We start from the raw sequence: 21,992 nt of genomic DNA on the forward strand, positions 1-21,992 counted from the left end.
TATTCAATTAGAATATGAGGCTCTAGCATCTTTAACTCGCTTAAAGCTTTTTCCTATTCGATAAAAAAATAAGTATTTTGATTTCGTATATCGTTAGTTTCATAATTATTATCGGTTATAATACTTTTAGTGATTTGATACGTTTTGAATATGGGCTAACTTTCCGCTGCTTAATTCCAGATTTTCTTGTTCAAGCTCTCTACAGCGCTCTACTAATTTTAAGTTGTCAGCCATCATGATATGAAGCTTGTTAGTAAGTTCTTTTATTTGAGCTTTGTCTTTTTCCTTCTGTTTCTGTAGCTTTTCATTTAGTTGCTCAATAACATTTTTAGTAGGTTTACGTTTAACTGAAGATTTATGTTCTTCAAGCCTATCTACTATTGACTTGAATTTGTTTCTTTCTGGTTTGATGTAACCTTTACTAACATTGCCTGCTTCACGCTCTATCAAGCCAAAAGTGATTTCACTATAACTATCAACTTTAATTATTTCTGGTTCACCGTTAATTAGGCGTTCAAGAGCTTCTTCGCAAGATTTAAGTCTATCTACTACCATTAAACTACCTCTTTAAAATCTGAAGGCTTTCTATTCATCCTGTGTTCTTTGTATTTCAAAAGTTCATCAAGATTTGCTTTAGCTATCTGGTATTCTCCAGATTCTTCTTCATATAGCGCTAGTTCTTCTTGGGTATGTTTGATCTCCCTATCAACTTTACTTTCTTTGATGATAGCTCCTTCACACGGCAAACAACTTGTGAACTCGCCTAGCATAAAACTGTCACAATCACCGACTTTGGTACAACCACCTAGCAGGGTTTCTCTATACGAAAATTCGCCTTTTTCCACTTTCTTAGCTGTTTCAGTTCTTACGCTGTCAATAAGCACTTCCCCCTTTCGGAGCTGTTCATTTTGTCTCTCAATGTATGAACCTGTTTTTCCATACAGCGGTTCTTCACTACCAAGTATATCGTTGAGTACATGGTCAGCCATATTAAAAGGAATACCTGTACGAAACTCATTAATGATATGTTCAGAAGGTAACTGGTACTTACCAGTCTTATCATCAAAATAGCCAAATATAGATTCGGCTTTTTCAAAATTATTGCTGTAATAGCGTGACATTGCTCTTGTAACATGTTTCAACTGCGACTTGAGAGAGGCTTCTGATATAAATCCAGCATTGCTGGCATAATAAGCCAAAGATCGTCTAAATTGATGGCTATGGAGAGGCCATGTCTTGCCAATTTGATATGCGTCATCTAACAAAAAATCTCTTTCATCATCGCTGTTATTTAACTCTTTGAAATCTAATTCAGTTATCACAATGTCTTTTAGCCAAGATGGTTTATGTTTCGATTTAAAAGTAACTGGAGTACCATCATAAACTTTATTTAATTTCAATAACGAAGAAGATAAAAACAACCAGTCATCTTTTAATTTCAGATCATGTAATTCACTCAGACCTTTATGTATGCGTTCTAATACTGTAATCGCCATTTTTACTTCTTCTGGCGCAAACCAAGAAACTTTAACCTTTCTCCCTGTAAACTTAGTGGTCGATGAAACTACTTCCACCATTTTAACTTTATCAAATACTTTACCACTCTTGTCTATTACCTCTTTTGATGTTTCGGACTGGGTAATTGAGTTAGGTTTCATGCGTTGTACTTCTTGATTACGCATTCCAGTAAAATAGTGAAGCGTTAATTTACACAAATATTGGATTTTAATTATCGACATTTGGAGATCTAACCTGCTTGAAACCTTAAGATCACCGACAAACAGTTTAGATAGATTATTTTCTTTTATAGCTTGTGCCATGTTAGGCCGCCAAAATGCCTTACCACCAACACCTTTTGATTTTTGCCCTTCGTGACTCAAGCCATAAAATGGGTCTTTTAATTTTTTTAGAAAAATCGATAGCTTTTTAGAATGTTTGTAGATGTGATTAATATCGCTTTCTAAATTATCTCCAATCAGCAGATAAATACGTTGTGGGATAATAACAGTTTGATCATTCTCCAGTCGCTCTATATCAACGTCAACTATCGTAGTCACATTAAAATTGAGTGTTGACTCGCCCAGATAAAGAAGGGCATTTACTAATGCTTTTGCTTTACTGTTAAACGCTGGTTTCTGGTGTTCTATAATGAAGGCTGTGAATAACCGCTCATCGGAAAACAAGTCTTTTAGCGTCATTTTACTGAGTGAAGGTGTGCTACTTAATTTAAAGCAAAATTTAGCAGCTTTAGACAAAACTACGTAATAATTATACAATGTACTCACTGCAAGCATTCCTGTATGCCCAGCAGGTTTTGAATACATTATATGAAAAAGGATGGTTTTCATTTCAGTGATAATTACGCTTTTCTGTGGCGAAGAGTTATCTTGAAAAATTCCATCAAAATTAAAGATAGTAATCTTATTTGCACTTAAACGGTAAGGGTTAAAATCCCATTTTTTTTCACCAAACATAGCGGTAACATTATTATTTTCATCTCTACATAGTACGAAATCATCTGGGATATTAAGCTTCTTTGATTTTTTAAATGACAATGAATCTGGAGGTTTTGCACCAATCAGCTCATCTTCGTTGAAGCATGTGTTTTCAAGTGTTATAAGATTCTTATTTATATCAGTCACTGGCGATGATCCCCATACGCTCATACTGGTCTAGTCTGCGTTCCCAAAAAGCTGTTAATGTGCCATTTACCATCACTTTTTTCTCAATTTTATCTACCATAGCTTGGTGAGCTTCAGACTTGTCGGCCATAGTTTTCAATATTTCTTTAGCGCGAATGGAAAGCATCTGGAATGTTTTTTCAGCGTGAGAAAAGTTTGTTGAATCATCTCTAACTGTTTCGATTACAAATAAAAGGCTAAAGAGTTTATGCGCATCTTCTTCATCTGCATGGCAACTGTACTTCACACAAAATAGACAACCATATTGGTTTTTGCAGTCGGGTTCAATTGGCGGATTCTCTATTTCTGATTCAGGTTTACCTTCATCAACACAATGACCAGACGTTATTTTTTTACTATGTTTACCTGTTAAATCAACATGCTCTCGTGCTTTTTTTACAGCACTCCAATGTGCACTGAACTCTTCAGCCTGTCTATCAGGCGTAGTTTCGGTGTAATCTAATGAATTTGTTTCAATCGTATGATTGAGTGCTGCTGCTCTTGTACTTAAGCTAACTTTTAGTTCACTAAGAATAAGGTTTTTATATTTGCGTGCAGGACATGAAGTAATATCACCAAAGTCTTCAGGTACATAAATACCTTTAATTCTGTAAAAATAATTATAAAAGTTTCCACCACTGCCAATTGGGTTAAACGCTAGCGCACGCATTTTTTCACTATTTTTCTTCTGTGTTACACTGAAAAATAACATTTTACACTCGTCGCCATTCAATACCCATTTGCGCAATTCAAGATATTCTTTAAACAAAGCATATCCATAGCTATCGCCTAAGTTATATGATACGTTTCTCCCTTTAGCTCGGAACTTAATAGCCCTGAAGTCATTCTTGAAATTATCTTTTTCAAGTTCAAATTCTGATGAGTATTCTAGTTGCCTTACTTCTGAAGGTTGCGCTCCCGTTAGCAGAATAAATATCTTCATATAGGCTTGCATACTCAAAGTTGCAAAGTCGATTCGCCTCTCATGGCGCTTGTTTCTATTTACTTCTTCAAAATTGACAACAGCTCTATTGTATTGTGATTTTTCACTTTTTTTAACTTTGTCTTTCCATTCTTCGAACGTAGATAAACGGCCTTCTTCAAAATTATATGTACTATTGTGATTAGTCGTATAAGGCGTTTTCACATTACCCGAATGAGACTGAAATACGTATGCTTCATAATCTGACATTTTAAGGTTTATTGGGAAATTTTTTTCCTCAACTACAAATGATTTAAGCTGTCTAGCTAAAGCTATTGTCGTTTGAATGTAATGAATAAAATGTTGTTCTTTAGGAGGTTTTGTGCGATTTCGCTGATATTTAATAGTATTGACTCTCTCCACTATCATTGCTGATTGCTCTCTACTAAAGCACAACCCAATGAGTAATTTAAAGGTGCGTTGTAAAATTGCTCCTTGATTTTGTGTAATAAAATCCATTTTTATTTTATGTCGCAATTCATCACTTATTCTTTTATATGCTGAACGGCACTGAACAGGACTTTGCATAAAGTCTGAGCAACCAAATTGGTCACACATATCAATGATACTTTTAAAATCTTTTAACTTTGTAAACCTAGACGAGTCCCTATATTTACTGCTTGATATGTAATCAAAAATATTAATCAACATATTGCGTCTTTCTTGCCTTAAAGAAGCAAAGTAGACAGGGGAAGGCTCTGCGGCATCCTTCCATGAGTTAGAGGTAAATATTCTTTCAGAAAAAGCTAGACTACCAATGTCAAAAGGGGCACACCGTACAGAGTCATCAAACTTTATTCTAATGTTTTCAGGTGCTTTAATTTCATCCCTCAACTGAGATGGAGTTAACACTATCGTATCTCTAATAACCATATCCGTTTCATCTATTAACACTGCTACACCTCCTTTTCAGTGTTATAGAATTCATTATCAAAGTCTCTGAAAATATATTCTTCAAAAGCATTTTGAGCTTCTTGACGTTCATCAAAATTCTCAAAAAGATTTAGGTAAGACTGCGTGACAGTTATATCTTTATGGCAAAGCCTTCTCATAACATCACGCAGTATCAAGTCAAAACGTCTAGGACGTTCTTGAATTCCGGCTTCAACCTTTGCCTCTTCAACCCTGATCAAATTATCGTAATAACGAAGTGCAAATGTAGCTCTTAACCAATGAAACACGAAGTCTTTTGGGAATTTGGAAGATGCATACTTCTCTATTTTACTGCATAGCACATCTGTTCTTTTTCCTTTCGGTCTTGCATCCTTCCTAGTTACTTTATATCTAGGGTCATTCTTGGCCATATAATGACAATTCCCCCTTTCGGAAATAAAAACATACATATCATCTTCCGAAATTGGCTCTAAATCAGGATGTTCTTTTGCATAGTTTTCTTGAAATTTTTGTCTGCGTTTTTTAGCGACTTTACTATGTGCATAAACTTTTAATTCATCTGCTAAATTAGAAGGAATGTAGAACTTATACTTCCGATTAAATTTTGTATCGATACCAGTACCCGGACCTGCTGTAATCCGATACGTTCCGTCTTTTTCAATCAGAGCTTCTTGTTTAAACAATTCGAGATGCCTCATTCGAATTGTCAATACTGTTTGCTTACGGATTCCCGTATACAGTGACAATTGTGCTATCAGCCGTTCATCTACAGTAAACTCACCTTGCTTCAATATTGAGACTAGTTCTTGCCGTTCACACATTGTTAGAGGTCGTAAATCTTCACCTTCATCTCTTACTTTGCCATAGGAAATAGGAGCAGACTCTTGTGTTACTGAAACTGTTTGAGACCTCCTTTTTCTTGTAACAGAGCCAGAGCCAGTATTCGTATTAAAAAAATGAGTGTAATCTTCAGCAAGATCTACCCTATCGATATCATTTTCATATCCGGGTTGTTTAAATAGCCATTCAAAAAAGTAATAAACTTTCCCTGTCTTTATATTGATTGACCCAGCACCTACTCCTCCACTTTCAACAAGCCAGTTAAAATATTTATAGGATGGGCGATTTACAGCTCTACGTGCTGAAAAATCTAAATAGTCTATCCCTTGATCTTCACAAAAAATAAGATAATCAAGTAGGTGAGTAGCGGTGGATTGGATATCGTCAGTTTCTGAACCCAGCTTTTTATAATCAGAAGCAACATTCCAAAGATACATGTTTGCCTCTTTCCAAGGCTGTCCATCTTTGTGTAAGAGGAATGGAAAATTATATATAGAATCATCATGAGCAACTCGTGACTCTATAGGTGTATATGAGTAGCTGTATTTTTTTTCTTTACCATCAAACTTATGTGAGACAGTATGATTAAGCGCATTTAAAGGCGCTCTGTCAAAATATAAATCAGCACTTACATTTGCAGTTCTTCTTATGAAGCTGATTCGCTGTGATTTGAATAATTGCATAATTTTATTGCACCTAAAGCTTGAACTGCTGTCAACAGCATCATTATTCGCACAGTAAATGTCAACTAATTTTATTCACCTTCTTTTAAAAAGATATTTGTCAACGCTAAATTATATTCCCACACTATTGTCAACCTTAACACTTCGCACAAGCTTGGGGTAGCGCCCTTTCATCTCTTTTTGTACCTCGCGGTAACTACTATTCCAAAAATGTGCTAAGTCTTGGGTTAACTGTAGTGAACGCTTGCCTGGCGATAACAACTCCATTAGCAATGATAATTTACCGTTAGCTAACATAGGTGTACTGGTTAAACCATATACCTCTTGCATGCGCACACTAAGCTTGGCAGGTCCATCAAGTTGGTATTCAATTTTTATGTTAGAGCCACTTGGTACTGTTAGTCGCAGTGGGAGTAAAGATTTTAGCTCGCTTTGCTGTTGCCAATTAAAACAGTTTTGTAGTGCCTCAAAATAATTAAACTTTTTAAGTTGCTCAAGGGTTTTAATATCTTCAAGGTATACTCCTAACCAATCACCTGCTGTTTCAATGAGCTGCTGCTGATTAATAACAGGAAACTGTTCTGGCATCAATTTGCTGGCTAGGCACATTCTAATAAGTAACTGCTCACTTTCTTTTTGCTCGTAAAACAGTGAAAAGCCCTGCTTGGCAAACACACTAAGCCATGCCTTGGCACGCTCTGTTTTATCAAGCTTATGTTTACTTGGTTGGCTGCTAAGGGTAATTTCTCCAAGTTTTACTTCATCTTGATGAATAAACCTAGCAGCTTTTTCATCAAACTCGCAGCGGGTCAACTCAGTGAATAAATGCGGTAAATACTCTTTAAGCGCTACTGGATTTAGCGCCGTGGCCGCAAAAACTCGCCCGCCTTTGTGTCCGCCCATACTGGCAATAGCTATATATTCGTCATTATGCCAGTAGTCAGGGTTTAGCTCGGTCCCTGCGCCATTAGCAAGTAAGTAGCCATTACCGCGTTTTTTAGCGATGCGATCTGGGTAGGCAAGCGACACTAATAAGCTTAAATGATCGGTGTTTAAATCTGTTTTGCTGTCGGTAAATTTTAAGCGTTTTAACCAATAATTTAATTGTTGCTTAAACACAGGATGCGGACGCTGCTGTTGACTATGCAGTGCTAGGTTGAGCTCATTGGCAGTACTAACTCGGCTTTCTAGTAAGGCGACTAAATAAATAGCTAAGCGATAAATCCCACTTAACTGTGGTTCTAGCATTTGCGCTTTTAATAACATGTGCGCTAGGCGAATATCGGCACCAAAGCCCAACATTTTACTACCCAAAGCGGTGAGCTTACCGTGGCTATCTATCGCTTCAAGCATAGATAATAAATTGGTAGCTTGGTTGCATTGTTGCTCACTCGGCGGGTCAAGTAAGGTGAGTTCACTAATGCTTGCGCCCCACTGCTTCGCCTCAAGCATCAGTTGGCTAATATCTGAGGTAAGAATATCAGGGTTATCGTGGCTGTTTCGTCGCTCAAAAGTTTGTTTTGAACCTAAACGATACACAACCCCTGGTTCTATTCGTCCTGCACGCCCTGCGCGTTGTACTGCCGATGAACGAGATATACTTTGAGTCGTCAGCTCAGTTACACCGGTTTTTAAATTAAAGCTGGCTGCACGGCGCTTGCCGCTATCAATCACAATTCGAATGCCTTCAATGGTTAAGCTGGTTTCGGCAACATTGGTGGTCAGTACTACTTTTCGCATCCCTTGAGGCGCAGGTGCTATTGCAGCTTGTTGATTGGCTTTATCTTGCTCACCAAATAATGTGGCAACTAGGAAGTTGCTAGGTAAGTCGCTCAATGCTTGTTGCACGCGCAGTATTTCTCGTTGGCCGGGTAAAAATACCAGCGCACTGCCGGTTTGCTCATTGAGTGCTTGTTTTATTATTGAAGGGATAGCATCAAGCCAGCGGCTTTCATCTTTTATTGGGCAATATATTTCGTCAATCGGGTAACTTCGCCCGCTTGACTGAATTACTGGACAATTAAAAAACGCAGTGTAGCGTTCGCTATCGAGGGTGGCCGACATCAGCATAATGGTTAAATCTTCACGTAGCGCCGCTTGCGATTCTAAAGCAAAAGCCAGCGCGGTATCTGCTGCAATAGAGCGCTCATGAAACTCATCAAAAATCAGTAAATCAACATCACTGAGCTCAGGGTCATTTTGTAACATGCGTGTCAGCATGCCTTCGGTGACTATTTCAAGGCGCGTGTTCGCACTTACTTTACTCTCACCTCGCACCCGTAAACCAACACTTTGTCCAAGGGATTCGTTTTGGCATTGGGCTAGGTAATTGGCAATATTACGTGCAGCTAAGCGCCGAGGCTCCAACATCACTATGTGTTTATAATGCCCATCGCGCATAAGCTGTAATGGCAACCACGTTGATTTACCTGCACCAGGCGGCGCTTGCAGTAAGGTGATTGAGTTGGCTTTTAATGCATCAATAAGTGAGTTATATATTTCTTGAACCGGCAGCACGCTATTTACCCTAAATTACTTTGCCGCCATTGTAGCAAAAATTAGCAGTTATTTATGTAGGGTACGACTATGTGCTTGGCTTATCATTTCATCTAAAACTTTAGCTTCTTGTTGCTGCGCTTGGCTTTGAAAAGCACGGTGCCTGTTGCTTACTATCCCTTCTATGCCTTTGGTAAAGCTCATTTGCTTAAAACAAGCTTGCTGTTGACGTAATTCATCTTGCTGTGAATCATTAATCCGCGTTTGTTGCTGCGCTGACAAACCAGACAAAATGCGTTTCATCCCTGATAAATTTTGTAAGCTTAGCGCCGAGCTCATTTGCTGGTTTTTATCCATACTGTTTATGTGCTGCTGAAGCTGCGATAAACGTTGCTGCTCTAGGTTACTTCTTTGTTGTAACTGAGTTTGCTCGGCCAGCATTTTATCTAATTTTTGTTGTTGTAATCCTAAAAATTTATTAAGCATTCAGTTTACCCATCACCGCATTTAATTGAGTTATTGACTGTGAAAAATCCACTTGTTCGTTCAACCCTTGGCATAGAAATGATTCGATTTGTGGATACAAATTTACCGCACTGTCGAGTTCCGGATCTTTACCTGCCTGATAAGCCCCTAAAGGGATAAGCTCATGCACTTGCATGTAGCGGCTATAAAGTTTTTTCAATTTATAACAAAAACTGAGTTGCTCATCGCTCACTATATTTGGCATTACTCGACTAATCGATGACCCAATATTAATCGCCGGATAGTGGCCCTTTTCTGCTAAGGTGCGATCTAAAACTATGTGACCATCAAGGATTGCTCTGGCATTATCGGCTATTGGGTCTTGTTGATCGTCGCCTTCAGCCAATACCGTATAAATGGCGGTCATGCTGCCTTTACTTTTTTCACTATTACCGGAGCTTTCAACCAACTGGGTTAATTTACTAAATACCGATGGCGGATACCCTTTAGATGCGGGCAGCTCGCCTACCGATAGGCCAATTTCACGCTGTGCTTGCGCATAGCGGGTTAATGAGTCCATTAATAGCAATACATTTGAGTTTTTATCTCTAAAATAGGCCGCCAGTTTATGACTAAGCTCGGCGGCTTTGATACGCAATAAGGGAGAATCGTCTGCTGGGGATGCTATTACAATGGCCTTTTTTAGCCCTTCTTTACCTAAGCTTTGCTCAATAAAATCTTTTACTTCCCAACCACGCTCACCGACTAGGCTTACAATAACTACATCGGCCGAGGTAAAACGGGTCATCATGCCAAGTAATTTACTTTTACCCACACCCGAACCTGCAAATAACCCTAACCGCTGGCCTTTACCTACACTAAATAGGCTATTAATAGCGCGAATACCCACATCTAACGGCTCGGTAACGCCTTTGCGCTCCAGTGGCGTTAAAGAATAATCTTTACTCAATTTACAAGCACCCATTGTGCTGTCTTGTTCAAGTGGCCCTAGGTTATCAATGGGTTGCATTTGCGCATCAATTACTCGCCCCAATAACTTTTCTGAAATAGCCACATGGCTGTTTTTTATAACTGGTCTGACTCGCCCACCAGAATATAAATTTTGTATTTTTTTCAAGGGCATTAAATAGGCTTCATCTTGATTAAAACCCACAACTTCAGCGTCATACCAGTGACCGTCAACACTCTCAACTTGGTACTTTTCGCCCATAGCGAATTGCCCACCCGTCGCGGTAAGTGTTAAACCATTTACTCGCGTTAAACGACCATAGCTTTTAACTAATTCAGGCGGGGTTAGCGCTGTCAGCGCAGATTTTAAGCTAGTGTGTAGGGGGTTAGTCATGTGGCTGCGCTTTGAGTATTTCAGGTATCACTTCATCCAGTAAGCTTTGTAGGCGCTCTGAAAAAGAAAACCGATGTGTTTGTTGCTCTGCCACCAGTTCAACGTCTCCACTGTTCAGAGCCTCATCAAAGTAAACCGGCACCGAAAATTCAGCTAAACGCGCATCATTAAAGCAGTGGCGATCAGCCCCTGAGATCATAACTTTTGTTACTACATCGCGATTGCTAAGCAAGGTAATGGCTTTTTCAATCAGCTGCGCACGTATTTCGGGCCGTACTTTTAGCTCGCAGTCGATAACATACTTTGCCAAGGTGCTTATCATTAAGGCAAGGTCTTGTTTAAACTCATCATTAAAGTTAAGTAATTCATTATTAGCTTTGTCGAATAAAGTGTTAAAACGTTCAATAAGCTGTGTTTTTTGCGCTTCAAGACGCTCAGCAACACGCAACTCTATTTGTTGCTCCATTTGCTGCTCTAATTCGCTTTGCTTATTGGCAGCCCCTTGCGCGAGCCCTTCTTCATAGCCCTGCTGTAAACCAACACGCTGAGCAGCATCTAAACGCTCTTGCAGCGTTTGATGTTGCTCATTTTTATTTAAAGTGGGAAACCTGAATACTTGACTCATAGCTAGCCTGCAGTCTCTTCTTCAAATAAGCGATATTCAATATCACCTTGTTTGCTCATGTCTCTAACTATCGACATAATTTCTTTTCTGGCGGCAATCACTTTGCTCAGTGGTTGTGCACTTAAGCCGTCAATTTGCTGTTGGTACACTTGCGCTAAACGTTTAGGTAGTGCACCTAAAACACGCGCTAAAAACTCACTGTTCACACCCTTTAATGACATCGTCCATAACTCATCAGGAATGTCGTTAAGCAACAAGGTTAATGTCTCGTCTGTTTGCTTAATTAAGCTGTCAAAGTCGTACATTTTCTCTTGTATTTCATCAGCTACGTTAGTGTTATGTTTTTTCATTAGTTCGATAATTTGGCTCTTATTACCGTTATAACGATTCATAATTTCAACTGCTTTATCGACACCATTAACCTGTGCGCCCACTTGGCGACCAACAAATTCAATACACGATTCAAGCGTTAAGCGCACATCATCAATAACGTGTTCACTCACTTCACGAAGACTCGCAATACGATAAAGTAAGTCATCGTGTTTAGATTCTGGAAACAGCACAATAATGGCAGAGGCTTGCTCTGGCGGTAAAAAAGCCAAAAACAGCGCTTGCATTTGCACGTGTTCTTGCTCTAAAAAGCGCACGATAAGTTCAGGCGGGATCCACTCTAAACGACGTAAATCGTCATTCATGGCACCACCATAAATATCATCAAGCATAGTTTTGGCAAGCTTTCTACCGACGGCTTTATCGAGTGCTCGCTCTAAATACACACGCGAAGCGCCGTTGACACCACTTTCATTGCGGTAGCAATCAAAAAATTCACTCAAGGTGCCTGCAACATCATGTTGAGTAACGTTTGAAATTTTAGCCATGCGCTCAGAAATAGCCTGTACTTCACGGCGGCCTAATTTACGAATAACACTGGCGGCGTTTTCCTCGCCCATACTTAGCAATAAAATAGCGGCGCGATCTAACGCCGGTAATTGTGAGCCTTTATCAAGCTTTTCTTGATTCAATTTCAACTCCTTGTTCTACCCAATATTTTATTACCGATGTGACACGCTCGGTTTCTTTATTAGCAAGTAACTGCATGTGCGCTATCTGTTCTTCAAAGTCATTGCCTATTTGCGGTAACGACATATTTTGATGTTCGCTTGCGCCCTCTTTGGCAGTTAAGTTTTCTATTTGCGATTTCGCATTAATGGCGTCATCAAGCGGACTACTTTGTCTTTCTGTTGCAGAGACTGACTTAACCTCATTATCTGTGGTTGCCATGGCGTTGTTTGCGTCGTTACTTTTGCCTTTAATTAAGTGATTAACTAAAGGACGCACACCAAATAAAATCAGCAATAAACTAATTAAAGTACCAACAATATAACGGGCATACTCTTTAAGCTCTGGCATTTGCCACCACTCAAGGCCTTCACCTGGGGCGAGTATTTTTTGTTCTACAAAGGCAAAGCTGGTTATGTTGAATTGATCGCCGCGTGCGTCGTTAAACCCCGTGGCTTTTTTTACCATTTCACCTAATGAAGCGAGCTTTTCTTCGCTCCAGCCATCAGCAGTGCCTGCTACTTGCTCATTAATAAGTACCGATAAGCTCATGTTTTTAATTCGGCCTACTTCAAATTGGGTGTGAGTGACTGAGCGGCCATTTTCAAACTGTCGCTTGCTCTCACTTCGTTGTGAAGTACGCTCGTTGTTTTCATCTTCAGCTTGTTCATTAGGCACTGGTGGCTCATTAGCTAAAGAACCCGGAATGCCCGCCGCCAGCTGATCCATGGTGCTATCAGATTTAATAAACTCTTGTGTTAATACATTTTGTGGGTCAACCATTTCACGGGTTTCTTCTACCACGCTAAAGTCAACATCACTTGAAACCTGAATTCTAAAATTGCCTTCGCCTAAAATGGGCAACAACATAATAGAGGCACGTTGCTCTATGTTGCGCTCAACTTTTTCGATAAAGGCGAGTTTTTTATCGGTTTCTTTGCCTACTGGGGTGGTATCAAATAAGTCGCCGCTGAGTAATTTACCGCGCTGATCCACCACCGACACAGAACGAGAATCAAGCCCTGGCACACTGCCAATAATCAGTGCAATAATGGCTTCAACTTGTTCCGGTTTAAGCTCATGGCCTGGCGCTAAATCAACCATCACAGACGCTGCGGTTTTTTGCTCAGTACGACCAACAAACAAGCTGCGTTTAGGTACCGCTAAATGTACGCGCGCGTTACGAATACCTTGCATGTTAATAATGGTGCGCGCCAGCTCACCTTCTAAGGCATGTTGGTATTGCATAGATTCGATAAATTGACTGGTGCCCATAGACACTTTATCGCTAATATTTTCAATTCCCTCAGGCATAGAGGCTTTTATTCCTCTGGCTGCAAGCGTAATACGTGCATCCGCCAGCTTTTCTTGAGGAACCAAAATATTACCGCTATCGGTATCAATGCGAAACGTGATTTGCTCTTTATCTAAAATCTCTAAAATATTGGCTTTATCGTAGCTTTCTTGGTTACCGTAGAGCGGCACGTAGTTTTTAGCCGATGTCCATAAAATAAGGACTATGGTTGCCGCTACTAATGTCGCTAGTAGAGCAATGGTCGCGACACTTCTGTCACCTGAGCTACCAAAATTTAATTTATTTGAGAGATTAACCACTCTTTCTTTTAGGTTACTCTCATTTTGCTCAGGTACTTTTGCTAATTCTCCTTTCATATCAGCCTCTACAGTGACATGCGCATGACATCATCAATGCCATTGAGCACTTTATTGCGCATTTCCATTAGCATAGAAAAACTAAGCCCTGCTTTTTGACTGGCAATCATCGCCCCTACTACGTCTTCACTTTCACCGGTATCAACGGCTTTAACCATCTCACCGGCAATATTTTGTTGGGCGTTGATAGAGCGAATAACATGCTTAAAATCTTCACTAATATTTACATTTTGATTACTGATAGCAGCCGGCTCTATACTTTCTGGACCTGCAATTTTTTGCATGTCCATCATTTTGCCCAGCATCATTTGTTGACTTTCAATTGGCGACATTTTATTTTTCCTTCAAATTATGCAATTGCATCAATATCAATACCGCATTCACGCATTGCGGCAATTTTGTATCTTAATGCTCGGGTAGTTACCCCAAGCGCCTGTGCTGTTTGGGTGCGATGCCCTTTAAATCGACTCAACAAACTGTATATGTAATCAAATTCTGCCTGCTTTTTATTTTCTTTTAACTGGGTGGCACAATAAGCTGCCGCCGCCGGTGAGCATTGCGGTAAATTTAAGTCTTCAACCTGAATCTCTGCCCCTCTGGCCATCACTAAGGCGCGTTGGATTACGTTTTCAATTTCACGCACATTCCCTGGCCAGTTGTAACAAATCATCACATCTTCTGCTTGTTTACTAATGTGAAACTCAGAGTTGCCATATTTTTTGATAAAGTGATAAGCCAATGGGATGATGTCATCAACACGATCCCGAAGTGCAGGCCAACTAAGTGGTAATACATCTAAACGATAAAATAAGTCTTCACGAAAAGCGCCTTGCTCAACTTGTTCTCGCAGTACGCGGTTGGAGGCGGCAATAATGCGTATATCTAAATTGATTTTTTGATGACTACCCAGTCTTTCAACTTCGCGCTCTTGCAATACGCGCAGTAACTTAGCTTGTAAATCGAGCGGTAGCTCAGTAATTTCATCGAGTAAAATAGTACCGCCATTGGCTAATTCAAATTTGCCTGGCTGGGTATTTACAGCGCCGGTAAACGCACCTTTATTAAATCCAAATAACATAGCTTCGAGCATATTTTCTGGGATAGCAGCACAGTTAACTGCAATAAATGGCTTATCTTTGCGATCTGAAGCTTTATGAATAAAGTGCGCGAGCTTCTCTTTACCTGTTCCAGACTCGCCGGTGATTAACACGCCTGCTGAGGTATGTGCAGCGCGGTTGGCTAAACGTAATACTTGCTGTGATTTAGTAGAAACAGCGATTAAATCTTCAAACCCATGCTTCATTGAATCAGTGTTTCTGATTGTTTTTTTAAGCTGTTCAGCAAAGAAAGGTTTTAAGAGATAATCAACAGCGCCACCGGTATTAATTGTTTTTGAAGCAATTTCACTTTGCGATGAATCCACTAAAGTAACAATTTGTGAGGTTGGGCATGTTTTGCGCAGTAATTTTACTAATTCAACAAGCTCGAGTTGTTGAGTATCAGCATCAACAAACACGAGCTCAGGTTTACTAATAAGACAGTGACTAACCGCATCGCTGATAGAGTTTGTATGCAAAAACTTAAAATTTTCGGCAAATACAACTTGCTGAATTTCAGGCGTTGGCTGTTGTTCACTGATCCATAAGAGGTATCTTTGACTCATATAATTCCCTTACGATGCAATTAACTTGAGTGTCTGAAAAGACGAACTAAAACACGGCGATTAGACGATGCGCCCTGCTTTGAATTTTTAATAATGGGGTAGCGTTGACCATGCGCTCTCACTTCTAACATGTCTTTGGGTAAACCAAATTCAATGAGTCTTGAAGCTACGTCATCCGCTCTTTCTTTTGAAAGCAGCCGATTAGATAGCGGCGAGCCTGTATTATCGGTGTGGCCATCCACAAGTACTTTACTAACGCGATTGTCTAAAGAAATATAACGCACTAAATCCTTTAGAAATTTTAAGTCTTTTTCAGCTGTTACCGTGCGCTGCCCGCTGGCAAACTGTAACTGATGATCACGTGCTTGCTCCCAAGAAAGCGGAGAAAGGTTATTTAAACACTGTTGATAATCTGCAACTATTTCATCGCTATGGGTATTGGTAAACGTTAGGCGCAACTGCTCATCTTTAAAGCTGACTAAAGTGTCTAACCAACCACCTTGCTTAATTAAACGAAGTAAAGCGCTTACATCCGCTGAAAATTGCACTTTATTGTCTTCGATATCTGTTGATGTGAAGTTAAGTGGGGTGAGTACTGTATTTGCTGATTGCCAATCGGCTTTGCGTGATGAAACGTGCAAGCGGGTTATTGGCTTATCTTTTAAAAGCCAAGTAAACACAAGTTGTTGCTGCTGTGCTGGCACGGTTTTAACTTCAAGCAACGCATAATTTTCAAAGCGCTGTTGTAGCGAACAAGCGAAAGAATCGCCCTTAACAGTCCAAGTCGAGTTTTCATAACTTTGGACCAGATTTTGTTCTGCAGCCTGCCCTGATTGCGTCAAAAATAATGCACAAGGAAGTGCAAATTTAATAATGTTAGGAAATCCGTTCATGAGTATTCCGTATAAGTTTAGAGAACAATTAAGTTTTTTAAATGAATAGCGAAATACAACAAATACAAACAAGGTATTAATTAATATCACTAAGTTAATGTAACCCCACGATCGTAGCGATTGCCTTAGACTGGAAGCTTTGCGTCCTATGCTTTCGCATAGTTTGCCATTTAATTTACTTATGCATTGTTTTTTACCAACATAAAAACTAGTAACTATGTATAATAAAAACAATAGACTATAGTTAAATAGAATTAATTGCAAATATTACTTACAAAATTCATGCTAAGTTCATTTTATAGATAAAATCTAACTAATTACCCCAACGATCCGAGTATATCAACACGAATGGTATCTGGAATTTCATTATAAGAAAGAACTACTAAGCTGCCTTTAGTAAAGGTTTTAGCGTAACGTGCCAGCAAGGGTCGTAACTGTGGCACCACAATTAATGTAGGTGTTACCCCTCTTGATTTCATATCTTCGACAATCAGTGGCATAGTGCGTTGAAATTGGCCTAGTAAATTAGGGTCAACCGCAAAACTATCCAGTACAACTTTGCCTGCTTGCATCGCTTGGTCGAGTGAGCTTTGTAAGGTACTTTCTAGTTTTTCATCTAAGCTATAAGCACTGAGTTCATCACGATTACCCATTACCTGTTTTACTAATACTTTTTGCAAAGCACAGCGCACATCTGAAACCAGTAGAATAGGATCTTTAGTTACCTCAACACTGTCTATTAAAGTACCTGCAATGGTGACAATATCTTTAATGCTAATGTGCTCTTTAAGCAATAAACGAATGACTTTAAGCTGCAAGTTAGTGGGTAAGGCTTTTTCGAAGGTTTCCGCTAAGCTAGGTGAAATCTCTTTTAAACGCTCATTGAGTTTTTGTACATCCTCATAACTAAATAGCTCATCTAAATGCTCTTTGATCACCTTACCAGTGTGTGTGGCAATAATGGTGCCTAAATCTACCACCGAGTAGCCCATATTCAACGCTTGGGTTTTGCTATCATCTTTTATCCATACAGCTTCAAGCCCATAAGCAGGGTCGGTGGTTATTTCACCATCTAGCGAGCCATATACATCCCCGGTATTTAACGCCAGTAACTCTTTGGCATTCACATTGGCACTGGCAACGGGGACACCCGCTAAGTTTACTTTGTATTCTTGTGGATTTAGTTTCAGGTTATCTTTTATTCTGATCTCCGGTAATAAAAACCCAAGTTGTTCAGAGAGATTTTTACGCACACCTCTTAAGGTTTTTACCAGCTCTTCCCCTTTGTCTTTATCAGCTAAATAAACCAAACGAAAGCCAAGCTCAACCGACAGCTTATCAACATGAGAAATATCTCCCCACTCTAAGTTAGCTTGTTGCTCACTTAAAATGGTGTCGGTCATCTGCTCTGCTTCAATTAAGGAGTTATCAGGGAGAGAGCGCTGCAATCGCCAAGCAACATAAAACAATGGCGCAGCAAATGCTAAAAAGGCGACAGTTGGCATCCCAGGCACAATACCAAGCGTGACCATGATTAAAGCGGCGGTAAAAATAACACGCGGAGAGGCAAGTAACTGCTTACCGACCGCTTCACTCACATCACCTTCATCGTTCATTCGCGTAACAATAATTGCAGCAGCAACGGCTAACAGCAACGAGGGGATTTGTGCAACTAAGCCATCACCTATGGTTAATAGGGCAAAACGTTGAAACGCTTCGGCTAAACTTAAACCATGTTGAAAAGCACCTATTGATACACCACCGAGTAGGTTAATCACTAAAATAATTAAACCGGCAATGGCATCACCGCGCACAAACTTTGAGGCACCATCCATAGAGCCATAAAAATCTGCCTCTTGGGCTATGGTGCTACGTCGCTCTTTTGCTTGCTCAGGTCCAATTAATCCGGCATTTAAATCGGCATCAATTGCCATTTGCTTACCGGGCATAGCATCTAAGGTAAAGCGAGCTGCCACCTCAGAAATACGCTCGCCCCCTTTGGTAATAACCACAAAGTTAATCACCATTAAAATGACAAACACCACAATACCAACGACGTAGTTACCACCTATAACCACTTCACCAAACGCTTGAATAACGCGACCAGCGACATCTGAGCCTTCATGACCGTGTAGTAGTACTACCCGTGTTGAGGCAATATTTAGGGTTAAACGCATCAAGGTGGCGACTAACAAAATAGTCGGAAATACAGAAAAATCGAGCGGTTTTTTAGTAGACACAGCTACCAACAATACAATCACTGACAATACAATGTTGAAGGTAAATAATGCATCTAATAACCATCCTGGTAATGGCAAAATAACCATCGACAAAACAGCTAACAGCAAAATAGGAATAGCGGTGTAAGGTTGAGTAAAACTGCGCCAGTTCAAATTATAACTCCAACATCTAAGGTTTCTGTAAATTTTTAGGGATTGTTAATTCAGGTAAGGCTGCGGGTGCTTGCCCACGTCCTTGCTTATATGCTTTTAGTTGCAATACGTAGGTCAGTACATAGGCAACTGCACTGTATAAGCCGTTAGGCACTTCTTGGTCGACCCGGGTCGAGAAATAAATAGCCCGTGCCAATGCAGGGATTTCTATAATTTCTTTGTTATTCATACGGGCCACTTCGCGTATTCTCAGCGCCATTTCATCTACGCCTTTGGCGACAACATAAGGGGCTTTAGCTGCCTCTTCACTGTACTTTATAGCCACAGCATAATGAGTTGGGTTGGTGACAATGACATCGGCAGTGGGAACGCGCTCTTCAATTTTTCGGTTTGATTGCTGATACTGTATTTGCCTAATTTTATTTTTTATCTCAGGGCTACCGTCAGAGGATTTACGCTCTTCTTTTACTTCTTGGTGGGTCATTTTTATTTTATCGGCAATCTGTTTTTGCTGAAAAGGCACATCAATAACCGCAATAAAAAGCAGTAAAGTTACCGTGATCATTAATGATAAAAATAACAGTTCAATACCTTGGCCTATCGCCACTTTAATATCTAAGTTTTGTAATACCATCAGCTGCATCCACAGCTTAGTTAAAAAGGTATATAAGCAAATCGCCAGTAAGGTTATTTTTAATATCGATTTAAGCAGCTCAACTAACGACTGTTTACCAAACATTTTGCCTAACCCGGTTAATGGGTTGAGCTTGCTCATTTTTAGTGCGACCAGTTTTTTTGAAAACACAAACCCACCCGGTAAACACCCAGTGATCCACATTGCGCAAAAGCTTAATAATAAAAACGGCGTAAGGGTCGACAGCATATTCATAATGGCGTCACCCAATGCGATGGGCATCATTTTTTTGTTATTTATAATTGTGTGATCCAGCACCATAGTACTGTTCATTAAGTTAACAAATAAGCTGTAAAATAAATTGGCAAACCACAATAGCCCAGCAATACTAACCATTAATAAAATAGCGGTGTTAAGCTCTTTTGAGCGCGCAACTTGGCCGTCTTCTTTGGCTTTTTTTAGCCGTTTTTCTGTGGGCTGTTCTGTTTTTTCTTGCGAGCTATTTTCAGACATATCGCTACCTCATCGCCTGTGCAAAGGTTGTTAGCACATAATACGTTAGCCTTGAAAACGCACTTCCGGTGTACTCTAAGGTCATAAATACACAGAAAAAGCCCATCAACAGCGACATAGGAAAACCCAATACAAAAATATTCAATGACGGCGCTGCTCTACTTGCCACACCAAAGGTTAAGTTAACCAATAACATGGCGACTATTCCTGGTAGCGAAAGCAGTAAAGCAGAGGAGAACATCCACGCAAATAGCATAATGATCGATTGAATATCAAACTCATAAATACTGCGCCCAATCGGAAAACTATGAAAACTCTCCACCATAACTTGTAGAGTTATCAGGTGGCCATCAACAGCAAAAAATAATAAGGCACACATAATCCAAAATAATTGCCCTAACAGGGCAACTTGATTACCACTGCCTGGGTCCATAACAAGCGCCATCGACAAACCCATTTGCATGGATAAAATCAGCCCTATCATCGCCATCACTTCAAACAAGATGCGCAGTGATAGCCCCATCATCACCCCAAAAATGATTTGTTCGAACGTTAAAATGACCGCATCCAAAGAAAATAAGTCAATAGCAGGGGCTAGCGGTAACTGCGGAGCAACTAAAAAAGCCAACATCATAGACACTAAAATACGTGAGCGCGGCGTTACCGCCGGATTATCAAATACCGGCATAGACCATAAAAGTGCAGAAAAACGCACAAATGGCCACCAAAGCGTGCCCATCCAGCTGACTAAATCAGTAGACGTTAAAGAGAGTAATGAGCTCAACCAAATACCCCAGGTAACATAAATTTGAGCTTATCAAACCAATCAATCAAAATTTGTAGCATCCAATGGCCTGCAAATACCACCATTAACAAGGTTAATAACATACGCGGTAAAAACGTCAGAGTTTGCTCTTGGATAGAAGTAGCACCTTGAATAATAGCGACCACAATACCCAACAATAACCCGGGTACAATAAGCACTAAAATGAGCTTGATAATGGTATAAACTGCGCTTGAAATAAGCTCTACCGACATTTCTGGGGTCATGGTGACATTCCAAATGTAGCCGCCAGTGTACCCGCTATCATTGACCAGCCATCGGCAAGTACAAATACCATGAGCTTAAACGGTAAACTAATGATCAGCGGCGATAGCATCATCATACCCATAGACATCAATACACTACTGACCACTAAGTCAATAATTAAAAAAGGAATAAACAACATAAAGCCAATTTGAAAAGCGGTAGTAAGCTCACTTAATACAAACGCAGGCATTAACACTTCAAACGGAATTTCTTCGGCGGTGAGTGTCGTTGGCTCATTGGCAATTAGCAGCACTTGGCGCAACTCACTTTCACGGGTTTGTCTGAGCATAAAAGCACGTAAAGGCTTTTCAGCGGTGAGTAAAGCGTCTTCTAATCCTATGGTTTGCTGCTGAAAAGGCGTATACGCGTTTTGATAAATATCTTGCCAAACCGGTCGCATAATCAACATAGTGAGCATCAGTGAGATACCAATTAAAATTTTATTCGGCGGGCTTTGTTGTAACCCCATTGCTTGGCGCAAAATAGCCAATACAATGATGATCCTCGTAAACGACGTTAAAACCATCAATAACGCAGGCAATAAGCTCAATACCGTCATTAACAAAAGTATTTGTAATTTGACGCTATAGTCTTGTCCATCAGCCGTATCTTTTAGCGAAAACAGCGTAAGTTCTTCTGCATTTAGCCAGCTTGGTATAAACAACATGATCAACAGTAGGCTAACTTTAAAAATTACGCGTTTATTCATTTTTTTACTGATCCTTTGCGGTATCTGTTTGAGCAAATTTCAAACCATACTGCCCTTCAACCATTACCACTTCTGCTTTAGCAAAAAATACCCCATTCACTTTTACATCAAGCGCTTCACCAGCTACTTTGTCTAGTTTAAGCACGTCGCCTTCTTTGGCTTGGCTAAGCTCGCCTAAGGTAATTTCAGTACTTGCCACTTCAAGAGTCACTAACAAAGGAACGTCTTGAAAAAATGACATATTGCCTTCGTTCGTTTTATTAGCAGATTTATCATCAAATCCATCAAAAGCATCCAGCTCTAAGCCCGCTAAGGCGCTATCAAGGTTTTCGTTCATA

19 protein-coding genes and 1 riboswitch are annotated in these 21,992 nt (G+C 39.9%); all 19 genes read right to left on the reverse strand.

Annotated features, from left to right (window positions below; translation table 11 throughout):
* Positions 1–126: 126 nt before the first annotated feature.
* Complete coding sequence (locus N523_RS0116710; RefSeq protein WP_028835444.1) at positions 127–555, reverse strand: hypothetical protein; 429 nt, start codon at positions 553–555, stop codon at positions 127–129.
* On the reverse strand, positions 555–2,642 hold the full coding sequence (locus N523_RS19140; RefSeq protein WP_051440334.1) for a hypothetical protein: 2,088 nt from the start codon (positions 2,640–2,642) through the stop codon (positions 555–557). Before N523_RS19140 ends, N523_RS0116710 begins: the two co-directional genes overlap by 1 nt.
* Positions 2,635–4,557: a hypothetical protein gene (locus tag N523_RS19230; RefSeq protein ID WP_051440335.1), complete on the reverse strand. Its 1,923-nt coding sequence runs from the start codon at positions 4,555–4,557 to the stop codon at positions 2,635–2,637. Before N523_RS19230 ends, N523_RS19140 begins: the two co-directional genes overlap by 8 nt.
* Positions 4,558–4,559: 2 nt before the next feature.
* On the reverse strand, positions 4,560–6,080 hold the full coding sequence (locus N523_RS19145) for a site-specific integrase (RefSeq protein WP_051440336.1): 1,521 nt from the start codon (positions 6,078–6,080) through the stop codon (positions 4,560–4,562).
* Positions 6,081–6,191: 111 nt separating this feature from the next.
* Positions 6,192–8,597, reverse strand: coding sequence for an ATP-dependent helicase HrpB (gene hrpB / locus N523_RS19150; protein ID WP_051440337.1), 2,406 nt, complete (start codon positions 8,595–8,597; stop codon positions 6,192–6,194).
* 48 nt (positions 8,598–8,645) lie between these two features.
* The gene (locus tag N523_RS0116735) at positions 8,646–9,062 is read right to left on the reverse strand and encodes a hypothetical protein (protein WP_028835446.1); all 417 of its coding nucleotides are present in this window, start codon (positions 9,060–9,062) and stop codon (positions 8,646–8,648) included.
* The gene (locus N523_RS0116740; protein WP_028835447.1) at positions 9,055–10,404 is read right to left on the reverse strand and encodes a FliI/YscN family ATPase; all 1,350 of its coding nucleotides are present in this window, start codon (positions 10,402–10,404) and stop codon (positions 9,055–9,057) included. Before N523_RS0116740 ends, N523_RS0116735 begins: the two co-directional genes overlap by 8 nt.
* Positions 10,397–11,029 (reverse strand): FliH/SctL family protein, encoded by a 633-nt coding sequence (locus N523_RS0116745; RefSeq protein WP_028835448.1) that lies wholly within the window; start codon positions 11,027–11,029, stop codon positions 10,397–10,399. Before N523_RS0116745 ends, N523_RS0116740 begins: the two co-directional genes overlap by 8 nt.
* 2 nt (positions 11,030–11,031) lie before the next feature.
* Complete coding sequence (locus tag N523_RS0116750; protein WP_028835449.1) at positions 11,032–12,051, reverse strand: FliG C-terminal domain-containing protein; 1,020 nt, start codon at positions 12,049–12,051, stop codon at positions 11,032–11,034.
* Positions 12,032–13,759 carry a flagellar basal-body MS-ring/collar protein FliF gene (fliF, locus tag N523_RS0116755; RefSeq protein WP_028835450.1) on the reverse strand — a complete coding sequence of 576 codons (1,728 nt, stop codon included), beginning with the start codon at positions 13,757–13,759 and terminating at the stop codon, positions 12,032–12,034. The genes N523_RS0116750 and fliF overlap by 20 nt, the downstream gene beginning before the upstream one ends.
* A gap of 8 nt (positions 13,760–13,767) precedes the next feature.
* Complete coding sequence (locus tag N523_RS0116760) at positions 13,768–14,091, reverse strand: flagellar hook-basal body complex protein FliE (protein ID WP_010391195.1); 324 nt, start codon at positions 14,089–14,091, stop codon at positions 13,768–13,770.
* A gap of 17 nt (positions 14,092–14,108) precedes the next feature.
* Positions 14,109–15,422, reverse strand: coding sequence for a sigma-54-dependent transcriptional regulator (locus N523_RS0116765; protein WP_028835451.1), 1,314 nt, complete (start codon positions 15,420–15,422; stop codon positions 14,109–14,111).
* A gap of 20 nt (positions 15,423–15,442) precedes the next feature.
* Positions 15,443–16,315: an OmpA family protein gene (locus tag N523_RS0116770; RefSeq protein WP_028835452.1), complete on the reverse strand. Its 873-nt coding sequence runs from the start codon at positions 16,313–16,315 to the stop codon at positions 15,443–15,445.
* A 95-nt stretch (positions 16,316–16,410) separates the two neighbouring features.
* A riboswitch (cyclic di-GMP riboswitch) is annotated at positions 16,411–16,493 on the reverse strand.
* Positions 16,494–16,632: 139 nt separating this feature from the next.
* Positions 16,633–18,708 carry a flagellar biosynthesis protein FlhA gene (gene flhA / locus N523_RS0116775; RefSeq protein ID WP_016899411.1) on the reverse strand — a complete coding sequence of 692 codons (2,076 nt, stop codon included), beginning with the start codon at positions 18,706–18,708 and terminating at the stop codon, positions 16,633–16,635.
* Between the two features lie 16 nt (positions 18,709–18,724).
* Complete coding sequence (flhB, locus tag N523_RS0116780) at positions 18,725–19,855, reverse strand: flagellar biosynthesis protein FlhB (protein WP_028835453.1); 1,131 nt, start codon at positions 19,853–19,855, stop codon at positions 18,725–18,727.
* Positions 19,856–19,859: 4 nt separating this feature from the next.
* Positions 19,860–20,639: a flagellar biosynthetic protein FliR gene (fliR, locus tag N523_RS0116785; RefSeq protein ID WP_028835454.1), complete on the reverse strand. Its 780-nt coding sequence runs from the start codon at positions 20,637–20,639 to the stop codon at positions 19,860–19,862.
* Positions 20,636–20,905 (reverse strand): flagellar biosynthetic protein FliQ, encoded by a 270-nt coding sequence (locus N523_RS0116790; protein WP_013464397.1) that lies wholly within the window; start codon positions 20,903–20,905, stop codon positions 20,636–20,638. Before N523_RS0116790 ends, fliR begins: the two co-directional genes overlap by 4 nt.
* On the reverse strand, positions 20,902–21,654 hold the full coding sequence (gene fliP / locus N523_RS0116795) for a flagellar type III secretion system pore protein FliP (RefSeq protein WP_013464396.1): 753 nt from the start codon (positions 21,652–21,654) through the stop codon (positions 20,902–20,904). Before fliP ends, N523_RS0116790 begins: the two co-directional genes overlap by 4 nt.
* A gap of 4 nt (positions 21,655–21,658) precedes the next feature.
* Positions 21,659–21,991, reverse strand: coding sequence for a FliM/FliN family flagellar motor switch protein (locus tag N523_RS0116800; RefSeq protein WP_010391185.1), 333 nt, complete (start codon positions 21,989–21,991; stop codon positions 21,659–21,661).
* Position 21,992: the final 1 nt, after the last annotated feature.

Origin of the sequence: Pseudoalteromonas sp. 23_GOM-1509m (assembly GCF_000518425.1) — a bacterium.
Taxonomy (GTDB): Bacteria; Pseudomonadota; Gammaproteobacteria; order Enterobacterales; family Alteromonadaceae; genus Pseudoalteromonas; species Pseudoalteromonas tetraodonis.